This is a genomic window from Pandoraea sp. NPDC087047 (assembly GCF_044745225.1).
Classification (GTDB): domain Bacteria; phylum Pseudomonadota; class Gammaproteobacteria; order Burkholderiales; family Burkholderiaceae; genus Pandoraea.
Map to the genome: position 1 here is coordinate 375264 of NZ_JBIUZU010000002.1, position 21285 is coordinate 396548.

At 61.6% G+C, this 21285-nt stretch carries 20 protein-coding genes and 1 tRNA gene; all 21 read right to left on the minus strand.

Annotated elements, in window-relative coordinates; all coding sequences use genetic code 11:
• Nucleotides 1–71: 71 nt before the first annotated feature.
• The 21 genes from ACIPHM_RS04380 to ACIPHM_RS04480 all read right to left on the minus strand — a co-directional run bounded on the left by ACIPHM_RS04380 (nucleotide 72) and on the right by ACIPHM_RS04480 (nucleotide 21013).
• Nucleotides 72–383 (minus strand): DUF2818 family protein, encoded by a 312-nt coding sequence (locus ACIPHM_RS04380; protein ID WP_400324892.1) that lies wholly within the window; start codon nucleotides 381–383, stop codon nucleotides 72–74.
• Nucleotides 384–481: 98 nt separating this feature from the next.
• Entirely contained in the window at nucleotides 482–1951 is a 1470-nt protein-coding gene (gene nuoN, locus ACIPHM_RS04385; RefSeq protein ID WP_400324893.1) for an NADH-quinone oxidoreductase subunit NuoN, read from the minus strand.
• 20 nt (nucleotides 1952–1971) lie between these two features.
• Nucleotides 1972–3453, minus strand: coding sequence for an NADH-quinone oxidoreductase subunit M (locus ACIPHM_RS04390; RefSeq protein WP_400324895.1), 1482 nt, complete (start codon nucleotides 3451–3453; stop codon nucleotides 1972–1974).
• A gap of 18 nt (nucleotides 3454–3471) precedes the next feature.
• A complete protein-coding gene (gene nuoL / locus ACIPHM_RS04395; protein WP_400324896.1) occupies nucleotides 3472–5523 on the minus strand; it encodes an NADH-quinone oxidoreductase subunit L in 2052 nt (683 codons plus the stop codon).
• 17 nt (nucleotides 5524–5540) lie between these two features.
• Entirely contained in the window at nucleotides 5541–5852 is a 312-nt protein-coding gene (gene nuoK / locus ACIPHM_RS04400) for an NADH-quinone oxidoreductase subunit NuoK (protein ID WP_023596640.1), read from the minus strand.
• Between the two features lie 9 nt (nucleotides 5853–5861).
• Complete coding sequence (locus ACIPHM_RS04405; protein ID WP_400324899.1) at nucleotides 5862–6497, minus strand: NADH-quinone oxidoreductase subunit J; 636 nt, start codon at nucleotides 6495–6497, stop codon at nucleotides 5862–5864.
• An 80-nt stretch (nucleotides 6498–6577) separates the two neighbouring features.
• The gene (gene nuoI / locus ACIPHM_RS04410) at nucleotides 6578–7069 is read right to left on the minus strand and encodes an NADH-quinone oxidoreductase subunit NuoI (protein ID WP_046291526.1); all 492 of its coding nucleotides are present in this window, start codon (nucleotides 7067–7069) and stop codon (nucleotides 6578–6580) included.
• Nucleotides 7070–7092: 23 nt separating this feature from the next.
• Nucleotides 7093–8157 carry an NADH-quinone oxidoreductase subunit NuoH gene (gene nuoH, locus ACIPHM_RS04415; protein ID WP_400324901.1) on the minus strand — a complete coding sequence of 355 codons (1065 nt, stop codon included), beginning with the start codon at nucleotides 8155–8157 and terminating at the stop codon, nucleotides 7093–7095.
• On the minus strand, nucleotides 8158–10470 hold the full coding sequence (gene nuoG, locus ACIPHM_RS04420) for an NADH-quinone oxidoreductase subunit NuoG (protein WP_400324903.1): 2313 nt from the start codon (nucleotides 10468–10470) through the stop codon (nucleotides 8158–8160).
• Between the two features lie 29 nt (nucleotides 10471–10499).
• The gene (gene nuoF / locus ACIPHM_RS04425) at nucleotides 10500–11792 is read right to left on the minus strand and encodes an NADH-quinone oxidoreductase subunit NuoF (protein ID WP_400324905.1); all 1293 of its coding nucleotides are present in this window, start codon (nucleotides 11790–11792) and stop codon (nucleotides 10500–10502) included.
• A complete protein-coding gene (nuoE, locus tag ACIPHM_RS04430) occupies nucleotides 11789–12289 on the minus strand; it encodes an NADH-quinone oxidoreductase subunit NuoE (RefSeq protein ID WP_400324907.1) in 501 nt (166 codons plus the stop codon). The genes nuoF and nuoE overlap by 4 nt, the downstream gene beginning before the upstream one ends.
• A gap of 171 nt (nucleotides 12290–12460) precedes the next feature.
• Nucleotides 12461–13714: an NADH-quinone oxidoreductase subunit D gene (locus tag ACIPHM_RS04435; RefSeq protein WP_400324909.1), complete on the minus strand. Its 1254-nt coding sequence runs from the start codon at nucleotides 13712–13714 to the stop codon at nucleotides 12461–12463.
• A gap of 9 nt (nucleotides 13715–13723) precedes the next feature.
• Nucleotides 13724–14323 carry an NADH-quinone oxidoreductase subunit C gene (locus ACIPHM_RS04440; RefSeq protein ID WP_400324911.1) on the minus strand — a complete coding sequence of 200 codons (600 nt, stop codon included), beginning with the start codon at nucleotides 14321–14323 and terminating at the stop codon, nucleotides 13724–13726.
• Nucleotides 14324–14335: 12 nt separating this feature from the next.
• Complete coding sequence (locus ACIPHM_RS04445; RefSeq protein ID WP_010807413.1) at nucleotides 14336–14815, minus strand: NADH-quinone oxidoreductase subunit B family protein; 480 nt, start codon at nucleotides 14813–14815, stop codon at nucleotides 14336–14338.
• Nucleotides 14816–14863: 48 nt separating this feature from the next.
• Nucleotides 14864–15223, minus strand: coding sequence for an NADH-quinone oxidoreductase subunit A (locus ACIPHM_RS04450; RefSeq protein WP_039368621.1), 360 nt, complete (start codon nucleotides 15221–15223; stop codon nucleotides 14864–14866).
• 130 nt (nucleotides 15224–15353) lie between these two features.
• Nucleotides 15354–15438: transfer RNA gene (locus tag ACIPHM_RS04455), tRNA-Leu, on the minus strand.
• Nucleotides 15439–15580: 142 nt separating this feature from the next.
• On the minus strand, nucleotides 15581–15949 hold the full coding sequence (secG, locus tag ACIPHM_RS04460; RefSeq protein ID WP_400324914.1) for a preprotein translocase subunit SecG: 369 nt from the start codon (nucleotides 15947–15949) through the stop codon (nucleotides 15581–15583).
• Between the two features lie 92 nt (nucleotides 15950–16041).
• Nucleotides 16042–16809 carry a triose-phosphate isomerase gene (gene tpiA / locus ACIPHM_RS04465; protein WP_400325333.1) on the minus strand — a complete coding sequence of 256 codons (768 nt, stop codon included), beginning with the start codon at nucleotides 16807–16809 and terminating at the stop codon, nucleotides 16042–16044.
• A gap of 181 nt (nucleotides 16810–16990) precedes the next feature.
• Complete coding sequence (locus tag ACIPHM_RS04470) at nucleotides 16991–17995, minus strand: NAD(P)H-quinone oxidoreductase (RefSeq protein WP_400324916.1); 1005 nt, start codon at nucleotides 17993–17995, stop codon at nucleotides 16991–16993.
• Between the two features lie 376 nt (nucleotides 17996–18371).
• Nucleotides 18372–18761 carry a response regulator transcription factor gene (locus tag ACIPHM_RS04475; protein WP_400324918.1) on the minus strand — a complete coding sequence of 130 codons (390 nt, stop codon included), beginning with the start codon at nucleotides 18759–18761 and terminating at the stop codon, nucleotides 18372–18374.
• Between the two features lie 260 nt (nucleotides 18762–19021).
• Complete coding sequence (locus ACIPHM_RS04480) at nucleotides 19022–21013, minus strand: diguanylate cyclase domain-containing protein (RefSeq protein WP_400324920.1); 1992 nt, start codon at nucleotides 21011–21013, stop codon at nucleotides 19022–19024.
• Between the last annotated feature and the right edge of the window lie 272 nt (nucleotides 21014–21285).

Below are 21285 nucleotides of genomic sequence, written 5' to 3' on the forward strand. Positions count from 1 at the left end.
CCACGGCTGAAAATTGGCGAATCCAAATACAAAACGCCGCCTCAAGGGCGGCGTCTCGCGAAGCATGCATCTCAGGCGGCAGCCGCCGGTCGATGGCGCCACAAATACCGGTAGACGAAACCCGGAAACGCGAACACGACAAACAGGCTGGCCGTCACGGCATAAAACTCCCAGCCCTGCGCGAACACGTTGCCGATGCCCGATTCGATCAGGTAACCCAGCGCACCTACGACGAAGTACGCCACGACCATCTCGATCAGACGCAGCCAAAGCGGCTTGCTGCCCCGCTTGAGCGCAACGATACCGAACAAACGCTGGTTCACGAACGGCAGGTTCGCGCCCAGCACGGCCAGCAGAATCACCAGCGTACCTCCAGCCGACATGCCCATCGTTCGTCTCTCCTGCTGCGTTTCTCGAAAGCCGGGCAGATCGCATCGACCTGCCCTGCCCGTTTCCGGTGTTGTTCCGTCTGTCTGGCCGTTTAGCTGGCCAGCGTGAGCTTGATGGTACGCAGGCACCAGTCCATCAGCGAGCCCGGCATCAGGCCAAGATACAGCATTGCCAGACCGTTGATCGACAGCACGAAGCGCATCGTGCCGCTGCCTTGCAGCGCGTTGGTGTCTTCGGCCTTGTCGAAGTACATCAGCTTGACGACACGCAGGTAGTAGAACGCGCCGATCAGCGAGGCGACCACGGCCACGATAGCCAGCCACACCATGCCGGCGTTCACCACCGCTTGCAGCACGGCCAGCTTGGCGTAGAAACCTGCCAGCGGCGGAATGCCCGCCAGCGAGAACATCAGCATCAGCATGACGAAGGCAAACCACGGGCTGCGCTGGTTCAGGCCCTTCAGATCCGAAAGGTTCTCCGCCTCGAAGCCCTGACGCGAGAGCAGCAGCACGATACCGAACGTGCCCAGCGTCGTCAGCAGGTAGATCACGCTGTAGAACAGCGACGAACCGTAAGCGTCGGCGATACCGTCGATCTTGCCGCCCACCACGCCCGAGAGCATGCCCAGCAGCACGAAGCCCATATGCGAGATCGTCGAGTACGCCAGCAGACGCTTGACGTTGGTCTGCACGATTGCCGTCAGGTTACCGATCACCAGCGAGAGCACCGCCAGAATGATCAGCATCTGTTGCCAGTCGATCGCCAGCGGCAGCATGCCTTCGACGAGCAAGCGCAGCAGCAGCGCAAAGGCACCCAGCTTCGGTGCGCCGCCGATGAGCAGTGTGACCGGGGTCGGCGCGCCTTGATAGACGTCAGGCACCCACATGTGGAACGGAGCGGCGCCGAGCTTGAACGCCAGACCGGCGACCACGAACACCACGCCGAACACCAGCACGATCTTGTTCACGGCGCCCGAAGCGATCACTTCGAAGACCTTGGCCAGTTCGAGCGAGCCCGTCGCACCGTACATCATCGACATACCGTACAGCAGGAAGCCGGAAGCCAGCGCGCCCAGCACGTAGTACTTCATGGCCGACTCGGTCGCGTTCGTCGAATCGCGCCAGACGGCGGCGAGTGCGTACAGCGACAGCGACATCAGTTCCAGACCGAGGTACAGCGTCAGGAAGCTGTTGCCCGAGATCATCACCGACAGGCCCAGCAGCGAGAACAGGCTGAGGACGTAGAAGTCGCCACGGGCAAGCCCGCGGGCTTCAAGGTATTTCTGGCCGTAGATGAACGTGACGAACGTTGCCAGGCCGCTGAAGGCCTTGAGCAGGTTCGACATCGGGTCGGCAACGAACACATTGCCGAACAGGTAGTGCGACGCCGGATCCCCGGCGTTGCACGCCCACAGCACGGACACGACCGCGGTCGTGACGAGCGCCAGCACGTAGTTGAGCTTGCGCGTCTGGCCGAAGAACGCGTCGCACATCATGATCACGAGGATCATGAGCAGCAGGATGGCCTCCGGCAACGCAGGCAGCAGATTAATGTTTTGCATGATCTAGATTTCCTCCCCGATTACGGCAGCTTGGTCTGCGCCACGTGGGCGAGGAGGTTAACCACGGAGGTGTGCATCAGGTCCGTGAAAGGCTTCGGATAGATACCCATGAACAGCGTGAGGGCTGCCAGCACTGCCAGCATGAAGAACTCGCGCTTGTTGATATCGATCAGCTCGCGCACGTGATCGTTGGCGATGGCGCCGAAAATCACACGCTTGTACATCCACAGCGAGTACGCAGCACCGGTGATCAACGACGTGGCAGCCAGCAGGCCCACCCAGAAGTTGAATTTCACCGCGCCCAGAATCACCAGGAATTCACCCACGAAGCCCGACGTTGCCGGCAGACCGCTGTTGGCCATGGCGAACAGCATGAAGAACGCAGCAAACTTCGGCATCGTGTTCACGACACCGCCGTAGTCGGCGATGTTGCGCGAGTGCATGCGGTCATACAGCACGCCGATACAGAGGAACATCGCGCCCGACACGAAGCCGTGCGAGATCATCTGCACCAGTGCACCCTGCATGCCGATTTCGCTGAACATGAAGAAGCCGAGGATCGCGAAGCCCATGTGAGCAATCGACGAGTAAGCCACCAGTTTCTTCATATCCGTCTGCACCAGCGCCACGAGGCCGATGTAGACGACGGCGATCAGCGCGAGCGCGACCATGAAGCCCGACAGATAGTGGCTGGCATCCGGTGCGATCGGCAGCGAGAAGCGCAGGAAACCGTACGCGCCGAGCTTCAGCATGATGGCAGCCAGCACCACCGAGCCGCCCGTCGGCGCTTCCACGTGGGCGTCCGGCAGCCACGTATGCACCGGCCACATCGGCACCTTCACGGCGAAGGCCATGAAGAACGCCACGAACAGCAGTATCTGCACGTTCATCGGCAGCTTGGCCGCATACCAGTCGGTCAGCGTGAACGAGCCCGTCGCGTTGTACAGATAAATCAGTGCGACCAGCATCAGCAGCGAGCCGAGCAGCGTGTACAGGAAGAACTTGAACGCGGCGTAGACACGGTTCGGGCCGCCCCACACACCGATGATCAGATACATCGGAATCAGCGTGGCCTCGAAGAACACGTAGAACAGCAGGCCGTCCTGTGCGGAGAACACGCCGATCATCAGACCCGAGAGGATCAGGAACGCGGCCATGTACTGCGCAACGCGCTCGGTGATCACTTCCCAACCGGCGATCACCACGATCACCGTGATGAGCGCGGTCAGCACGACCAGCCACAGCGAGATGCCGTCGATGCCGAGGAAGTAGTTGATGTGGAAGCGTTCGATCCAGCTCGATTTCTCGACGAACTGGAACGAAGAGGCCTGGGCGTCGAATTTCGAGATCAACGGCAGCGTGACCAGGAAGCTCGCCAGCGAACCGATGAGCGACAGCGCGCGTGCGCCGCCTGGATTGCGGTCGTTACCCACCGCGAGGACGATGATCCCCGAAACGATGGGCAGCCAAATGGCCAGACTCAGAAGCGGTATCGATTGCATTGTTATTGGCTCCCCCTATTACTTGCCGTTCAACGTCACAAACAGCGTCAGGAGCCCGAGCATGCCGATGATCATGGCGAACGCGTAGTGGTAGATGTAACCGGACTGCATGAAGCGGATGACACCGGCGAACCAGCCCACCAGACGCGCGCTGCCGTTCACGACTGCGCCATCGATCAGGCCCTGATCGCCCGCCTTCCACAGGCCGCGACCGATCTTGAGCGCGCCCTTGGCGAAGACCACTTCGTTGATCTTGTCCATGTAGTACTTGTTATCGAGCAGCTTGTAGATGCCCGAGAACCTGTTCTTCAGCGCTTCCGGAATGTCCGGACGCTTGAGATAGAAGAACGCCGCGAGGATGATGCCCAGTGCCGACAGTGCGATCGGCAGCGTGCCGAACGAGTGCAGCGCCATGGCCACCCAGCCGTGGAACTCGTGGCCGAGCTCTTCCATCGCCGGGTGATTCTCGCCCACGAAGATCACGTCCTTGAACGCCACGCCTTGCTTGAAGAACTCGCCGAAGAGCATCGGGGCAATCGCAATGGCACCAATGATGACCGACGGGATCGCCAGCAGGATCAGCGGAATCGTCACGACAGCCGGCGACTCGTGGGGTTTCTGACCCGGTGCGAGACCGTGGTGCTCGCCGTGCGAATCCTCTTCTTCCTCGTGGTGCTCGTCGTGATGATCGTGCGCATGCGCCTGACCGAAACGCTCCTTGCCGTGGAAGACCAGGAAGTACATACGGAACGAGTAGAACGCCGTGACGAACACGCTCGCGACCACTGCGAAGTAAGCGAAGCCCGAACCCGGCAGATGCGAGGCAGCCACCGCTTCGATGATCGAGTCCTTCGAGTAGAAGCCCGCGAAGAACGGCGTACCGATCAGCGCCAGCGAGCCCAGCAGCGACGTGATCCACGTGATCGGCATGTACTTCCACAGGCCGCCCATGTTGCGCATGTCCTGATCGTGATGCATGCCGATGATGACCGAGCCCGCACCGAGGAACAGCAGCGCCTTAAAGAACGCGTGCGTCATCAGGTGGAAGATGGCGACCGGGTAGGCCGACACGCCGAGCGCGACCGTCATGTAACCGAGCTGCGAGAGCGTCGAGTAGGCCACGACACGTTTGATGTCGTTCTGGATCATGCCCAGGAAGCCCATGAACAACGCTGTGATCGCACCGATGATCGTGATGAACGACAGCGCAGTGTCCGAGAGTTCGAACAGCGGCGACATGCGGCTCACCATGAAGATACCCGCCGTCACCATCGTCGCCGCGTGAATCAGCGCCGAGATCGGGGTCGGGCCTTCCATCGAGTCCGGCAGCCAGACGTGCAGCGGGAACTGCGCCGACTTGCCCATCGCGCCGATGAACAGGCAGATACAGGCCACGGTAATCAGGCGCCAGTCGGTGCCCGGGAACGACAGGGCCGCGACATCGTTGGCCTTGGCGAACACTTCACCGTAGTTCAGCGTGCCGGTGAAGGCCAGCAGCAGGCCGATACCGAGCAGGAAGCCGAAGTCACCGACACGGTTGACCAGGAACGCCTTCATGTTGGCGTAGATCGCGGTCGGACGCGTGTACCAGAAACCGATCAGCAGGTACGAGACCAGACCCACCGCTTCCCAGCCGAAGAACAGTTGCAGGAAGTTGTTGCTCATCACGAGCATCAACATCGAGAACGTGAACAGCGAGATGTACGAGAAGAAGCGCTGGTAGCCAGGATCTTCCGCCATGTAGCCGATGGTGTAGATGTGCACCATCAGCGAGACGGAAGTGACCACGCACATCATCGTCACGGTGAGTGTGTCGACGAGGAAACCGATCTCGAGCTTGAGCTCGCCGATGCGCGCCCATTCGTAGACCGTGGCGTTGAAGCTCGCCCCGTTCAGCACGTCGATAAAGGTCATGACCGACAGGACGAATGCGATCAGTACGCCGAGGATCGTGACCGTGTGGGCGCCCGCGCGTCCGACTTGCTTGCCGAACAGGCCGGCAATCATGGAGCCGACGAGCGGCGCCAGCGGAATCGCGAGCAGCAGGTTGGGATTCAATGTGGATGCCATAACAGCGTTCGCTTTTGTTAACCCTTAAGGCGGTCGAGATCTTCGACGTTGACCGTTTCGAGCTTACGGAACAACGTGACCAGAATGGCCAGGCCAATCGCAGCTTCTGCGGCGGCCACCGTAAGGATGAAGAACACGAATACCTGGCCGGCGATGTCGCCCAGGTAATGCGAGAACGCGACGAAGTTCAGATTGACCGCGAGCAACATCAGCTCGATGGCCATGAGCAGCACAATCACATTTCTGCGGTTGAGGAAGATACCCGTAATGCTGATCGCGAACAGAATCGCGCCCAACACCAGGTAATGCGCTAGCGACAACGACATCATGCTGTCTCCTTATTCCGCCGCCGGCGTGTCGGCGCCGGTGGATTGCTGCCGGGCTTCGGCGGGCATCGACACCAGACGCACGCGGTCGCGCTTCTTCACGCGCACCTGCTTGCTCGGGTCGGTCTGTTTGTGGTCCTTACGGCTACGCATCGTGAGCGCAACAGCTGCCACGACGGCCACCAGCAGGATCAGACCTGCCACTTCGAAGGCGAAGATGTAGTCGGTGTACAGCGCGATACCGAGCGCCTTGGTGTTCGACACGTCCGGCGCAGACACGGCCTTGACCGGGGCGCGCGTGGCACCGTAACCGCGCATCAGCACGAGCGCCGCTTCGACGATCATGATCGCGCCGACGGTACTCGCCAGCGGAATGAACTTGCCGAAACCGCGTCGCAGTTCGTCGAGATTGATGTCGATCATCATCACCACGAACAGGAACAGCACCATCACCGCGCCGACGTAGACGAGCACCAGCATGATCGCCAGAAACTCGGCTTCGAGCAGCATCCAGATTGCCGCAGCGTTGAAGAAGGCCAGCACCAGGAACAGTGCCGACTGTACGGGGTTGCGCGAGGTCACGACCTTAAGGCCGGAGACCACGAGGATCAGCGCAAACACGTAAAAAAGAAAGGTTGTGAATTCCATAATCACCGGGTGTGCCGAGAATTAGCCAACGTCAATTGCCGTACCGGGCGCGATCACCATGCACCGCGCCCTGCCCTGCTTTAACGGTACGGCGCATCGGCCGCCTTGGCCGCCGCGATTTCGTTTTCGTAACGATCGCCCACCGCGAGCAACATCTCCTTGGTGAAGTACAGATCGCCACGCTTCTCGCCGTGATACTCGAGAATGTGCGTCTCGACGATCGAGTCCACCGGGCAGCTTTCTTCGCAGAAACCGCAGAAGATGCACTTGGTCAGATCGATGTCATAACGCGTGGTACGACGGGTGTTGTCGTCACGTACGTCCGACTCGATCGTGATGGCCATTGCCGGGCACACCGCTTCGCACAGCTTGCAGGCGATGCAGCGCTCTTCACCGTTCGGATAACGGCGCAGCGCGTGCAGACCGCGAAAACGCGGCGACAGCGGCGTCTTCTCTTCCGGAAACTGCACCGTCACCTTGCGAGCGAACGTGTAACGCCCCGTGAGCGCCATGCCCTTGAGCAGTTCCAACAACAGGAAACTGCCGAAAAAGTCCTTGATTGCCCTTACCATGGGATTCCTCTACTCCGTTCGCCTCAGCCCCAGATGTTCCAGGGCGACATGATCCAGCCCCCAACCACGATCACCCAGAGGATCGTCAACGGCAGGAACACCTTCCAGCCCAGACGCATGATCTGGTCGTAGCGGTAGCGCGGGAACGTCGCACGCACCCAGATGAACACCGACAGCAGCAGGAACACCTTGAACGCCAGCCAGAACACACCCGGGATGAACGACAGGAAGCCGAACGGCGCACTCCAGCCCCCCAGGAACAACACCGCAGCCAGCGCCGAGATGATGATCATGTTGATGTACTCGGCCAGGAAGAACAGGGCGAAGCCCATGCCTGAGTATTCGATCATGTGACCGGCCACGATTTCCGACTCGCCTTCCACCACGTCGAACGGGTGGCGGTTCGTTTCCGCAATGCCCGAGATGAAGTACACGACGAACATCGGCAGCAGCGGCAGCCAGTTCCACGACAGCAGGTTCAGCCCCATGCCGGCGAACATGCCGTGCTCTTGCGAGCGCACGATGTCCGACAGGTTCAGCGAGCCGGCCGTCATCAGTACCGTGACCAGCGCGAAGCCCATGGCGATTTCATACGAAATCATCTGCGCCGATGCGCGCATGGCGCCGAGGAAGGCGTACTTCGAGTTCGATGCCCAGCCGGCGAGAATCACGCCGTACACACCGATCGACGAAATCGCCATCGCGTAGAGCAGACCGGCGTTCACGTCGGCCAGCACGGCGCCCGGCTGGAACGGAATCACCGCCCAGATCGCGAAAGCCGGCAACACGGCCATCACCGGGGCGATGGCGTAAATGCCCTTGCTGACTTGCGACGGCGTGATCACTTCCTTGAGCAGAAGCTTGAGCACGTCGGCGATCGGCTGGAGCAAACCGGCCGGACCCACGCGGTTCGGACCGAGACGCACGTGCATCCAGCCGATGAGCTTGCGCTCCCACAGAATCAGATACGCCACGCACAGCAGCAGAATCACGGCGACGACGAGAATGCGGACCAGCGCCCACACCGTCGGCCAGGCAACGCCCAGCAGTTGCGTGCCGTATTGATTGATGACTTCGTTCAGGCTCATTTACGCCTTCTCCACCGAAATTTCACCGAACATCGCGCCAAGCGCGGCGGACGCCGGCGTGGCTGCCGGAACGCGCACCACATTGGCAGGCAGCGTTTCCGAACGAGCGGCCGGCAGCGTCACCACGGCGTCGCCCTGACGCACGCGCACCGCGTCGCCCTTGGCGAGACCCAGGCTGTCGAACAGCGCAGCCGGCAGCGTGGCACGCAGCGCAGCCTTGGCGTCGTTGGTCAGTTGCAGCGACGGCGCACGGCGCACCAGCGCGTCGGCGGCGTAGATCGGCACATCGGCCAGACGCTCCAGTCCCTGCCCCGCAGCCTTCGGTGCCGTGACGGCAGCCTTGGCGCGATTATCGAGCGACGCTGCCGAGAAACCGGCGAGCGCTTCGTCACGCACCTGTTCGGCGGTGTCCTGCTCGAAACCTTGCAGCTTCAGGAGGTTGCCCAGCACGCGCAGCACCTTCCAGCCCGGACGCGTTTCGCCCAGCGCGCGCACCACACCGTTGAAGTGTTGCGGCTTGCCTTCGGCGTTGACGAACGTACCGGCCGTTTCCGTGAACGGCGCGATCGGCAGCAGCACGTCGGCGTACTCGAGGCCGTGCTTGAACGGCGAGAGCGAGACGACCATCTTCGCAGCGGCCAATGCCGTGAGTGCTTGCTTCGCGTCGGCCGAATCGAACTCCGGTTCGGCGTTAAGCAGCAGGTACGCCTGACGCGGCTGTGCAAACAGCGCAGCCGCGCCCTTCGCATTCGTTGCCTTCACTGCGTAGCCGCCAACCGTGTTGGCGCCTTCGGTCAGGAAGCCCAGCGTAGCGCCGGTGATGTCAGCGATCACTTGCGCGATAGCGTGCAATTGCGCGAACTGCGGGTGCTGCACGACGGCGTTGCCCAACAGAATGGCGCGACGCTCACCGTTGATCAGCGATGCGGCGATGGCCTTGGCGGCGTCGCTGGCGCTCACACCGGCCAGCTCGGCCGGGGCGGCAACGCCCTTGGCAGCCGCAGCGGCCACGGCGATACCGGCCAGCTCGCTCACCCAGGCGCTCGGCGCGGCAATGATCTTGTTGGCGAGTTTCACCAGCAGATCGTCGTCCGAGCCGTGCAGCAGGTTCAGTTGACCACCGGCCTTCACTGCCGTGCGCAGACGCGAGGCGAACAGCGGGTGATCCTTGCGCAGGAACGAGCCGACGACGAGCGCGCTTTGCAGCGTGTCCAGTTCGGTGATCGGCAGACCGAGCCACGGTGCGCCTTGAGTGCCGCCCGACACGTCCGTCTGACGCAAACGGAAGTCGACGTTGTCGCTACCCAGTGCACGAACGAACTTCTGCAACAGGTGCAGTTCTTCGATCGTGGCGTGCGGCGAGGCCAGTGCGGCAACGGCATCGGCGCCGAAGTCGCGAATGATGTCCGTCAGACCGTGACCGACGTACTCAAGCGCCGTTTGCCAGTCGACTTCGTGCCACTCGCCGCCCTGCTTGAGCATCGGCTGGGTGAGGCGTTCGTCGCTGTTCAGGCCTTCGTACGAGAAACGATCCTTGTCCGAGATCCAGCACTCGTTGACCGCTTCGTTTTCGAGCGGGACAACGCGCATGACCTTGTTGTTCTTCACTTGCACCACGAGGTTCGCACCCACGCCGTCGTGAGGACTCACCGACTTGCGGCGCGACAGCTCCCACGTACGGGCGCTGTAACGGAACGGTTTCGAGGTGAGTGCACCGACCGGGCACAGGTCGATCATGTTGCCCGAGAGCTCGGAGTCGACCGTCTTGCCGACGAACGACGTGATTTCCGAGTGCTCGCCGCGACCCAGCATGCCGAACTCCATGACGCCGGCCACTTCCTGACCGAAACGCACGCAGCGCGTGCAGTGGATGCAGCGCGACATCTCTTCCATCGAGATGAGCGGGCCCACGTTCTTGTGGAACACCACGCGCTTCTCTTCCTGATAGCGCGAGGCCGACTTGCCGTAACCGACAGCCAAGTCCTGAAGTTGGCACTCACCGCCCTGATCGCAGATCGGGCAGTCGAGCGGGTGGTTGATCAGCAGGAACTCCATCACCGATTGCTGTGCCTTCACAGCCTTCTCGGAGTTCGTACGCACGATCATGCCGTTGGCCACCGGCGTCGCGCACGCCGGCACTGCCTTCGGGGCCTTCTCGACCTCGACCAGGCACATGCGGCAGTTCGCAGCGATGGACAGCTTCTTGTGGTAACAGAAGTGGGGAATGTAGGTGCCGTTTTTCTTGGCAGCCTGGATCACCATGCTGCCTTCGGGCACCTCGACCTTTTGGCCGTCAATTTCGATTTCAACCATAGCGGTTCAATGCCAAGCGTCAAAAGGGATTAGTGAGCGCCGACCAAGCAATGCTTGTGCTCGACGTGGTAGGCGAACTCGTCCCAGAAGTGTTTGAGCATGCCGCGCACCGGCATCGCTGCGGCATCGCCCAGCGCGCAAATGGTACGGCCCATGATGTTCTCGGCCACCGAGTTGAGCAGGTCCAGATCTTCCTTGCGGCCTTCACCGTGCTCGATACGATTGACCACGCGCCACAGCCAGCCAGTGCCTTCACGGCACGGCGTGCACTGACCGCACGATTCTTCGTAGTAGAAGTACGACAGACGCAGCAGCGACTTCACCATGCAGCGCGTCTCGTCCATCACGATCACCGCGCCCGAACCCAGCATCGAACCCGCCTTCGCGATGCTGTCGTAGTCCATCGTGGTTTCCATCATCAGCCCGGCCGGCACGACAGGTGCCGACGAGCCGCCAGGAATCACTGCCTTGAGCTTCTTGCCGCCGCGCATGCCGCCGGCCAGCTCGAGCAGTTCGGAGAACGGCGTGCCCAGCGGCACTTCGTAGTTACCCGGCAGCTCGACATCGCCCGATACCGAGAAAATCTTGGTGCCGCCGTTGTTCGGCTTGCCCAGTTCCAGATACTGCTGCGGGCCGGTGGCCAGCAGGAACGGAACCGCTGCAAACGTTTCGGTGTTGTTGATGGTCGTCGGCTTGCCGTACAAACCGAAGCTCGCCGGGAAAGGCGGCTTGAATCGCGGCTGCCCCTTCTTGCCTTCGAGCGATTCGAGCAACGCGGTTTCTTCGCCGCAGATGTACGCACCATAGCCATGGTGACCGTGCAACTGGAACGAGAAGTCCGTGCCGAGAATGTTGTCGCCCAGATAACCGGCAGCACGCGCTTCTTCCAGGGCCTCTTCGAAGCGTTCGTACACTTCGTAGATTTCGCCGTGGATGTAGTTGTAACCGACGGTGATCCCCATGGCGTAACCGCCGATGGCCATCCCCTCGATCAGCGCGTGCGGGTTGTAGCGCAGAATGTCGCGGTCCTTGAACGTACCGGGTTCGCCTTCGTCCGAGTTACAGACGAGGTACTTCTGACCCGGGAACGCGCGCGGCATGAAGCTCCACTTCAGGCCCGTCGGGAAGCCTGCGCCTCCACGACCACGCAGGCCCGACGCCTTGACGTCGGCAATGACCTGCTCCGGCGTGATGCCCTCTTTCAGAATACGTGCGAGCTGCTGGTAACCACCGCGCTTGACGTAGTCTTCGAGGTGCCAGTTCTCGCCGTTCAGATCGGCAAGAATCAGCGGTTTGATGTGACGGTTGTGCAGTGACGTCATGCTTTTTCTCCTGCAGCGCCCTTGGCCGTCAACTCGTTGATGAGCGTGTCGACCTTCTCTTCGTTCATGAAGCCGCACATGCGATGGTTATTCACCAGCATGACGGGAGCGTCGCCACAAGCGCCCATGCACTCGCCTTCCTGAACCGTGAAGAGACCGTCGGGCGTGATGTCGCCATACTCGACGCCCAGCTTCTCCTTCAGGTACTTGGCCATTTCTTCGCCACGCGTGAGCTGGCAAGGCAGGTTCGTGCACACGGTCAACTTGAACTTGCCCACCGGGCTCGTGTTGAACATGGTGTAGAAGGTTGCGACCTCTTGCACCGCGACTGCGGGCATCTCGAGGTAGTCCGCCACGAATTGCATCACTTCGGGCGACAACCAGCCTTTTTCGACCTGCGCTACGGCAAGGGCGTGCATCACCGCCGACTGCTTCTGTTCGGCAGGGTATTTGGCAACGGCACGGTCGATTTTCTTCAGGGCTTCGGGAGAAAGCATTTCCGATCCGACTGTTCTCTAAAACGTTATCCCCGCTCGTGCCAGCGCGGGCGAGTCGATCTTGTCGACTGCCCTCGCACTACCGGCACGGCAACTGGAACGGCAACGGTTTCGACCTACAAAACCCCACCGAAATAAAACCCGCGGGCGCCTGGGGCGCCCGCTACGCATTTAGCGATCGATCTCGCCGAACACGATGTCCTGGGTACCGATGATCGCCACAGCATCTGCAATCATGTGACCCTTTGCCATCTCGTCGAGCGCAGAAAGGTGGGCAAAGCCCGGCGCACGAATCTTCAGGCGGTACGGCTTGTTTGCGCCGTCCGACACCAGATAGATGCCGAACTCGCCCTTCGGATGCTCGATAGCGGCATACGTCTCGCCTGCGGGCACGTGGAAGCCTTCGGTGAAGAGCTTGAAGTGGTGAATCAGCTCTTCCATGTTCGACTTCATTTCGACGCGCGACGGCGGTGCCACCTTATGGTTGTCGGTAATCACCGGCCCCGGGTTGGCACGCAGCCACTTCACGCATTGGCGGATCAGGCTGGCCGACTGGCGCATTTCTTCCACGCGCACCAGATAGCGGTCGTAGCAATCACCTTCCTTACCCACCGGAATATCGAATTCGAGGCGGTCGTACACTTCGTACGGCTGTTTTTTGCGCAAGTCCCAGGCAATGCCCGAACCGCGCAGCATCGCGCCGGAGAAGCCGAGCTGCATGGCGCGCTCGGGCGACACCACGCCAATGCCCACCAGACGCTGCTTCCAGATACGGTTGTCGGTGAGCAGCGTTTCGTACTCGTCGACACACTTCGGGAAGCGAATGGCGAAATCTTCGATGAAGTCGAGCAACGAGCCTTCGCGTGCTTCGTTCATCTTCTTGATCGCGCGCTCGTTGTGGAACTTCGACGCACGATACTTCGGCATCGTGTCCGGCAGGTCGCGATACACACCGCCCGGACGGTAGTAAGCCGCGTGCATACGGGCACCCGAGACGGCTTCGTACACGTCGAACAGGTCTTCGCGCTCACGGAAGGCGTACAGGAACACCGCCATCGCGCCCACGTCCAGGGCGTGCGAGCCGATCCACATCAGGTGGTTCAGCACGCGCGTAATTTCGTCGAACATCACACGGATGTATTGTGCGCGAATTGGCACGTCGACGCCGAGCAGCTTCTCGATCGCCATGACGTAGGCGTGCTCGTTGCACATCATCGACACATAATCGAGACGATCCATGTACGGCACGGATTGCAGGAACGTCTTCGACTCGGCGAGTTTTTCGGTCGCACGATGCAACAGGCCGATGTGCGGATCGGCGCGCTGGATCACTTCGCCGTCCAGCTCGAGCACCAGGCGCAGCACGCCGTGCGCTGCCGGGTGCTGCGGACCGAAGTTCAGGGTGTAGTTCTTGATGTCTGCCACAAGGCCACCTTAATGTTTCAGACCGGCGTAATGCTCTTCGCGGATGATGCGCGGCGTAATTTCGCGCGGCTCGATCGTCACCGGCTGGTAGATCACTCGCTTCTGCTCCGGGTCGTAACGCATTTCGACATAGCCCGACGTCGGGAAGTCTTTGCGGAACGGGTGACCGATGAAACCGTAGTCCGTCAGAATACGGCGCAGGTCCGGGTGACCTTCGAACACGATACCGACCAGATCGAAGGCTTCACGCTCGAACCAGTTGGCCGAGCTCCACACGTCGATCAGCGATGCCACGACCGGCAGATCGTCTTCCGGTGCGAACACGCGCACACGCAGACGCCAGTTGTGGGTGAGCGAGAGCAGATGTGAGACGGCGGCGTAGCGCGGGCCGTCGTGGGCGCCATCGCCGTAAGCCGAATAGTCCAGGCCGGCAACGTCCATCAGTTGCTCGAACTTCAGCTCGGGATGATCGCGCAGCGTGTGCGCCACTTCGAGATAATCGCTCGCCTTGACGGTGAGCGTGAGCTCGTCGAGGGCTTCCACCAACTGCTCGGCACGGGTGCCAAGCACGTTTTGCAGGGTGGTCTTGAGTTTTTCTAATGTAGACATGGGCGGTAGCGGTTATTTACGCGCGATCGTCGCAGTCCGCTTGATCTTCGACTGCAACTGGATGATGCCGTAGACCAGCGCCTCGGCCGTCGGCGGACAGCCTGGCACGTAGACATCGACCGGCACGATGCGATCGCAACCGCGCACCACCGAGTAGGAATAGTGATAGTAGCCGCCGCCGTTGGCACACGACCCCATCGAGATCACCCAACGCGGCTCGGCCATCTGGTCGTACACCTTGCGCAGCGCGGGCGCCATCTTGTTGCACAGCGTGCCGGCCACGATCATGACGTCCGACTGACGCGGGCTCGGGCGGAACACCACGCCAAACCGGTCCAGATCGTAACGCGCCGCGCCCGCGTGCATCATTTCGACGGCACAGCAGGCGAGACCGAACGTCATCGGCCACAGCGAACCCGTACGCGTCCAGTTGATGAGTTTGTCAGCCGTGGTGGTGACGAACCCTTCGCGCAAAACCCCTTCGATGCTCATATGCTTACCCTGAATCCTTCTGCAATGCTGCCAATTACGTTATCGGTCCTATTCCCAGTCGAGCGCACCGCGCTTCCACAGGAAAACGAAACCGACGAGCAGTTCAAGCAGGAAACCCATCATGGAGATAAAGCCCACCCAGCCGATATCGCGCAGGGCGACGCCCCACGGAAACAGAAATGCCGTTTCAAGATCGAACAGGATGAAAAGGATGGCGACGAGATAGTAGCGCACATCGAACTTCATGCGCGCGTCTTCGAATGCCTCGAAGCCGCACTCGTACGGAGAGAGTTTTTCGCTGTCGGGATTGTTGGGGCCGAGGAATTTACCGACGCCAATCAGTACCGCCCCAAGACCGCCACCTACCAGAAGAAACAGCAGGACGGGATAATAGGTTCCGAGGTTCAACTCTACCCTCTTTCGGTTAGTTCAAAGAACCGCTCTCGTCGATGGTGTGGGGACCGGAAAGCGGATGAACGGTGAGCACAAAATAAAATGCCAGCCAAAGCATAAACGCAAGGCTGGCATCGTAGAACTGTGGTGCCGACGGCGAGACTCGAACTCGCACAGCTTTCGCCACTACCCCCTCAAGATAGCGTGTCTACCAATTTCACCACGTCGGCATTCATAGTCTGCAATCCGCTGTCACTTACGAATCGCTTCAAGACCGCTATAGTAGCGCTCTTCAGCATTTTGTTCAATGCACAAATCGATTTTTTTTCAACTTTCTTTACAACGTATTACTTGTCACAAGCATGCCGCGAATTACTTCGGCACGTCTTGCGGATTCGCAGCCGAAGCCGGTGCCGCAGCACTCGCAGCCGCCGGCACGGATGCCGTCACCGGGGCAGTCGCCGCAGGCAAATTACCAAGGACACCGATATTTGCTGCCGGCTTGTACGAACCGAGATAAGTGAGGCCCAGCGTGGTCACGAAGAATACGGCAGCCAATACAGCCGTGGTTCGCGACAGAAAGTTGGCGGAGCCCGAAGCCCCGAAAAGACTACCCGACGAACCACTGCCGAATGCCGCGCCCATGTCGGCGCCCTTGCCATGCTGCAACAACACCAGACCGATGATGCCCAGCGCGGAAAGCACCTGCACCACGATCAACAACGTTTTCAACAACCCCATCTCATCACCCGTATAGAAGAATCCAATTTGCCGCGCAATTTGATGCGCCGCGTCATGACTATTTCACGCCGTTACAACGAACGGCACCGGCATCAGCGCGACAAACCTGCCTCGCAAATCGCCAGAAAATCGGCCGCCTTCAATGCCGCACCGCCGATCAGACCCCCATCGACGTCCGCCATCGAGAACAGCTCGGCTGCGTTATCCGGCTTCACACTGCCGCCGTACAACACCGCCACATCCGTAACCGCCTCGCCCTTCGCGCGCAGCAGCGAACGCAGGTGAGCATGCACCTCCTGCGCTTGCGCCGACGTTGCCGTCTTGCCCGTGCCGATCGCCCAGACCGGCTCGTAAGCGACAACGATCTGCGTCGCCTGTTCGACCGTCAGCGATGCCAGCACGGCGTCGAGCTGACGCGAGACCACTGCAGTCGTTTCACCGGCTTCGCGCTCGGCCAGCGTTTCACCGACGCACACGATCGGCGTCATCCCCGCGTCGAGCACGCGCACCGTCTTTGCCGCGACGCTCGCATCCGTCTCACCGTGATACGCGCGACGCTCCGAGTGCCCCACGATCACGAACCGCGCGCCGAACTCGGCGATCATCGGTGCAGCGACTTCACCCGTGAAGGCACCACTCACTTGCGCCGACACATCCTGTGCGCCGAAACTCAGCACCTGCCCCGAGAGGCGGGCCTGGCATTGTGCGAGATAGGGGAACGGCACACATACGGCCGCGCTCACGCCCGGTGCGCTGAGCACAGGCGACGCGAGCAGGCCGCCCAGCAGCGCCTCATTGCCGGCCAGACTGCCGTGCAGTTTCCAATTACCCACGACGAGCTTGCCAGCCTTACGGCTAATGGTGCGAGCCGAAGCTGCGGTACCAGTTGTCACGCCTTATCCCCCAATGCGTATGGACGAAAAACCTCTCATTCTAGTGCGTCCGGGGCATGGGGGTCAATTTCACCGGTTTTCCGGCGAGCGAAACCGCACGAAACGGGAATTTCACGCAGTTTCGCCCGGCGAACCGGAACGACAACGCTTACCAGGTCAATACGATCTTGCCCACGTGCGTGCTCGTTTCCATCAGGGCATGGGCTTTGTCTGCTTGTTCGGCCGGGAAAGTCTGATAAATCACCGGACGAATCTTGCCAGCGGCGAACAACGGCCAGACCTTGTCGTGCAGGTTTTGGGCAATCGCCGCCTTGAACGCCACCGAGCGCGGACGCAGCGTCGAGCCCGTCACCGTCAGCCGGCGACGTAGCAGCGCCCCCATATCCAGCGTGGCCTTGCTGCCGCCGAGCAGCGCGATGATAGCGATGCGTCCGTCGAACGCGAGCGCCTGCACTTCACGCGGCAGATAGTCGCCAGCCACCATGTCGAGCACCACGTCCACGCCGCGATCCTGCGTGAGTGCTTTCGTGAGCTCGACGAAGTCTTCGGTCTTGTAGTTGATGCCGCGTTCTGCGCCGAGCGCTTCGCAGGCGCGGGCCTTGTCGTCCGAGCCGGCCGTCGCGAACACACGATGACCGAGCGCCACCGCCAACTGGATGGCCGTCACGCCGATCCCGCTCGTGCCACCCTGCACGAGCAGCGTTTCCTTCTCGCCCGTCTCGGTCTCGCCCAGACGCGCCCGATCGAAGACATTGCTCCACACCGTGAAGAACGTCTCGGGCAGCGACGCCGCCTCGACATCCGACAGCCCTTCCGGCACCGGCAGCACCTGCGCGAGCGGCGCGGCGCAGTACTCCGCATAGCCGCCGCCCTGCACAAGCGCGCAGACGCGCGAGCCGACTTTCAGTCCCCAGCGATTATCGGGACCATCCAGTGCCCCCTCGACGATCTCGCCCGCCACCTCCAGCCCCGGCAGATCCGACGCCCCCGGCGGCACCGGGTATTGCCCGATGCGCTGAAGCACGTCGGGACGGTTCACGCCCGCCGCGCTCACCTTGATGAGCACCTCGCCCGGCTTGAGTTCGGGACGCGGCCGCTCGGTGAGCCTGAGCACTTCGGGTGCGCCATATTGGGTGATCTCGATCGCCTTCATCGTGTCTGTCCTCGGTTCTCCGGGCCACACTCCGCGCCTGCACGGGGCTGCCCGTCTTCATTGGGATCGTGATGGCAATGCCCGGACGCGCGAGCCGAACCCGGCTCATCGTCATGACACTCACCATCCGTGAAAATTATGTCGAGCCAGCACCTTATCACCGACAGCGCGATCGCGTTGGCGCGCAATGCAAGCGCCGCCCATCGGCAGGATCATTCGGAAATATTCGGGACGTGCGGGGGTGTACGGAACGCGCAGGATGTGCAAGACATGCAGGACGTATGAGATGGTGACGGGCGCGCCGCGAAGATCGCAAGACCATTCGCAACGCGCCGGGTTGACGTGCAATGTGAGGACCGGCTTCGCGCAACGACACTCAGGCGACGCCCTCCCCCCCTTCGTCGATCAGCCCATGCCGGATGGCATAACCGATCAGCTCCGCGCTATCGTCGAGCGCGAGCTTGTACAAAATATGTGCGACGTGTGAGGCGACCGTCCGCTCGCTCGAATGCAGCGCATGGGCGATCTCGTTGACGGCCAGGCCGTCGACCAGCATATGAAACACTTCGTTTTCGCGCACCGACAAACTGCGATGCTTCACGTCGTCTTCGCGCCCATCGGTCCCCTGCCGCGCCCGCGGCCTCCGATGCGATGCCCGCGGTGGATCACGGCGCGCCGCCTGCTCACCTGCCTGACCTGAATCGCGCCACCCTGCGTCAGAAGCCGCCCGCGTGCCAGCCCGGCCTCGTCCGCTCTCAAGTTTCATGCCCACCTCCTCTGAGTAGACTTCCCCACCCCCGAACCGCCGACGACACCACGCATCGCCAACGACGGGTGTCACTCATTGTGCGTCAGATAATTTACGCTCGTAACTTCAGGGAAGATGATCGCCGTGGCGCTTTCGATTGAGGACGGCTAACGCGCGCGCATGCACCCCCCTCTCACGACACACGCATCGAGCGTTGGAAGAGACCAGAAGGGACGGGCACCTCACCGTGACGGCGGACTACCCCGGTGAGCACCCGCTTACGCGGAACGCCCGTAATGGCCGGAATGGCCGAAATGGCCGCCACTGAGAACGAAGCGCCCGCGCCCGCCGTGTTTGGCTTCGTAGAGTGCGCGGTCGGCAGCGTCGAGCAGCATGTCGGGCGTTTTGTCCTCACCGCTCGCCACCATCGCAACGCCCACGCACGCCCCGACTGTGACCTCGCCGACCGAGAGCACCATCGGCCGCGACGCCGCACCGAGAATCGACATCGCCGCGCGCTCGACATCCTGCCAATCCTGAACGTCGCGCATGATGACGGCGAACTCGTCGCCACCGAAGCGGGCAATCACATCTCCTTCGCGCACGCTCGCGACGAGCCGCTTGGACAGACGCCGCAGCAGCTCGTCGCCCAGCGCATGCCCCCACGTATCGTTGACGACCTTGAAGCGATCCAGATCGACGAACAGCAACGCCTGCGCGCCGGCCCCTTCATGCGCGCGGCGTACCGCGCCCGCGAGTGCCTGATCGAAGCCCTTGCGATTGAGCAGCCCCGTGAGGTGATCCGTATGCGACTCGCGCCGCCAGCGCCGCTCGTTGGCGCGCTCGATCGTGATGTCGCGCACGAACACGTGAACGCCGGCGAGCACGTTATGCGTTGCCCACTCGGGCTGATAGCGCATTTCGAAACACCGATAGGCGGCGTCTTCGCCGAAGTCCCAGACAAACGTCGCAGCCTCACCCGCCAGCGCACGCGCAAGATACGGTGCGAATTCGCGATAGAGCGATGGCCCGAGCAACTCGCGCACCGTCGCCCCGAGAATGCGCTCGCGCGGACGACGCAGTCTGACTTCGCACGCCCGGTTCACGAACGCGAGCCGTTCGTCGCCATCGACGAACGCCACGAGATACGGCACACGGTCGGCCACTTCCTGCATGCGACGCACGTTCGCCCGCGCCGCCTCACGCGAAATTTCGAGCGCCTCGGTGCGATCGCTCAGTTGCGCCATCATGCTGCGAAAGGTGTTCGCCAACGCGCCGATCTCGTCGGCGCGCTGCACGGGCAGCGACTGCACCGCGCGCAGGTCGCCCGCGCTGCGCTCGACCAGATCGCGCAGCGTGTCGAGCGGGCGCAGCAAGCGCCGTGCAACCCACCACATCACGAGCGCGGCAACACCGATGGCGACAATCGCGAGCAGAATCACGCGACGTCTCACGCGTGCAATCGGATCGAAGGCCTCCTCCCCAGGCACCACGGCCACGACGTACCAGCCGGTCGTCACCATCGGCTCACGGGCCACCAGCGGATGCATGTGGACGATATCGTTCGAGCCGGGGTCGCGCACACCGCACAACGTCTGTGAAGCGCCGACCGGCGTGAGCACCTTGGTGATGTCGGTCTGAACCACATAGCGCGGCGGATTTTCGTTCGAAATCAGGCAATAGCGCCCCGTCTCGCCCACGGTGTTGCTGGCCAGATCGACGATGAAGTTCTGCCGCAGCAGATTGAGCGCCCCGCCCACCACCGCAATCACCTCGCCCTGGGCATTCTTCACGGGCACGGCGAGCACGATGCCCGGCGAGCGGGTGATCTTGCCGGCAATCACACCGGACACCGCCTGGGGCGCACCGGCGAGCAACTGCTGGAAATAGTCCCGGTCGGCGATGCTGATGGGCGTGGTGGAGAAGGTCGAGTCGTAGAGCATGTGACCGTCGGGCGCGGCCACGAAAATCGTGTTGAACGTCTCCGGCATCGACACCGAGAGACTGACGAAGGCCCCGAGCTGCTTGCTCGTCATGGCACCCGGATCGCCGATATTGCGGGCCATGCGATGCAAGGCGAGAAACTTGTCGCGCAATTTGTCGTCGAGCTGATCGGCGGCGAGCTTCACATGCGTGTCGAGCTGCGCCTGCATCGAGTTTCGCAATTCACCGTAGACGAAAAACTCGATCCCGACGGCCAATCCGACGATCACGATCATCGAGACGAGTGCTGTCGCCACCGCGACCCGTCCCTTCAACGACTTCACCATACCGGCCCGTGCGAGAGTAGCTTTTGTGCTGCTTTTGGTAATTTTTGCGAGAGCTTACCACCCGAAACGACACATTTTCGGGAAACTTGAGCAAAATTATCCACCGCTGCGCACCATACTCATCCCCCTTTCGAGTGACGTCGACCGGCAATCGATAACGGCATATGCCGAACCCGTCGTAAAATTGCGCATCCAACGCGCCACGATGGTGCGAACCGGCAAGTTTCGCGCCGGCTCACCGCGAGATGCGCTTGACGGGAACGTCCCATCAG

Bases quoted from the DNA above. Each gene is read 5' to 3' on its own strand.
- nuoF (WP_400324905.1), bottom strand. From the start codon at position 11,792: ATGACGTCACTGCACAACCGTCACATCAAACCGCTGATTCTTGCCGAT.
- secG (WP_400324914.1), bottom strand. From the start codon at position 15,949: ATGGGGTTGTTGAAAACGTTGTTGATCGTGGTGCAGGTGCTTTCCGCG.
- ACIPHM_RS04480 (WP_400324920.1), bottom strand. From the start codon at position 21,013: ATGGTGAAGTCGTTGAAGGGACGGGTCGCGGTGGCGACAGCACTCGTC.
- ACIPHM_RS04470 (WP_400324916.1), bottom strand. From the start codon at position 17,995: ATGAAGGCGATCGAGATCACCCAATATGGCGCACCCGAAGTGCTCAGG.
- ACIPHM_RS04440 (WP_400324911.1), bottom strand. From the start codon at position 14,323: ATGTCTACATTAGAAAAACTCAAGACCACCCTGCAAAACGTGCTTGGC.
- ACIPHM_RS04405 (WP_400324899.1), bottom strand. From the start codon at position 6,497: ATGGAATTCACAACCTTTCTTTTTTACGTGTTTGCGCTGATCCTCGTG.
- nuoE (WP_400324907.1), bottom strand. From the start codon at position 12,289: ATGCTTTCTCCCGAAGCCCTGAAGAAAATCGACCGTGCCGTTGCCAAA.
- ACIPHM_RS04390 (WP_400324895.1), bottom strand. From the start codon at position 3,453: ATGCAATCGATACCGCTTCTGAGTCTGGCCATTTGGCTGCCCATCGTT.
- nuoG (WP_400324903.1), bottom strand. From the start codon at position 10,470: ATGGTTGAAATCGAAATTGACGGCCAAAAGGTCGAGGTGCCCGAAGGC.
- nuoL (WP_400324896.1), bottom strand. From the start codon at position 5,523: ATGGCATCCACATTGAATCCCAACCTGCTGCTCGCGATTCCGCTGGCG.
- nuoK (WP_023596640.1), bottom strand. From the start codon at position 5,852: ATGATGTCGTTGTCGCTAGCGCATTACCTGGTGTTGGGCGCGATTCTG.
- ACIPHM_RS04380 (WP_400324892.1), bottom strand. From the start codon at position 383: ATGTCGGCTGGAGGTACGCTGGTGATTCTGCTGGCCGTGCTGGGCGCG.
- nuoN (WP_400324893.1), bottom strand. From the start codon at position 1,951: ATGCAAAACATTAATCTGCTGCCTGCGTTGCCGGAGGCCATCCTGCTG.
- ACIPHM_RS04475 (WP_400324918.1), bottom strand. From the start codon at position 18,761: ATGAAACTTGAGAGCGGACGAGGCCGGGCTGGCACGCGGGCGGCTTCT.
- nuoI (WP_046291526.1), bottom strand. From the start codon at position 7,069: ATGGTAAGGGCAATCAAGGACTTTTTCGGCAGTTTCCTGTTGTTGGAA.
- nuoH (WP_400324901.1), bottom strand. From the start codon at position 8,157: ATGAGCCTGAACGAAGTCATCAATCAATACGGCACGCAACTGCTGGGC.
- ACIPHM_RS04445 (WP_010807413.1), bottom strand. From the start codon at position 14,815: ATGAGCATCGAAGGGGTTTTGCGCGAAGGGTTCGTCACCACCACGGCT.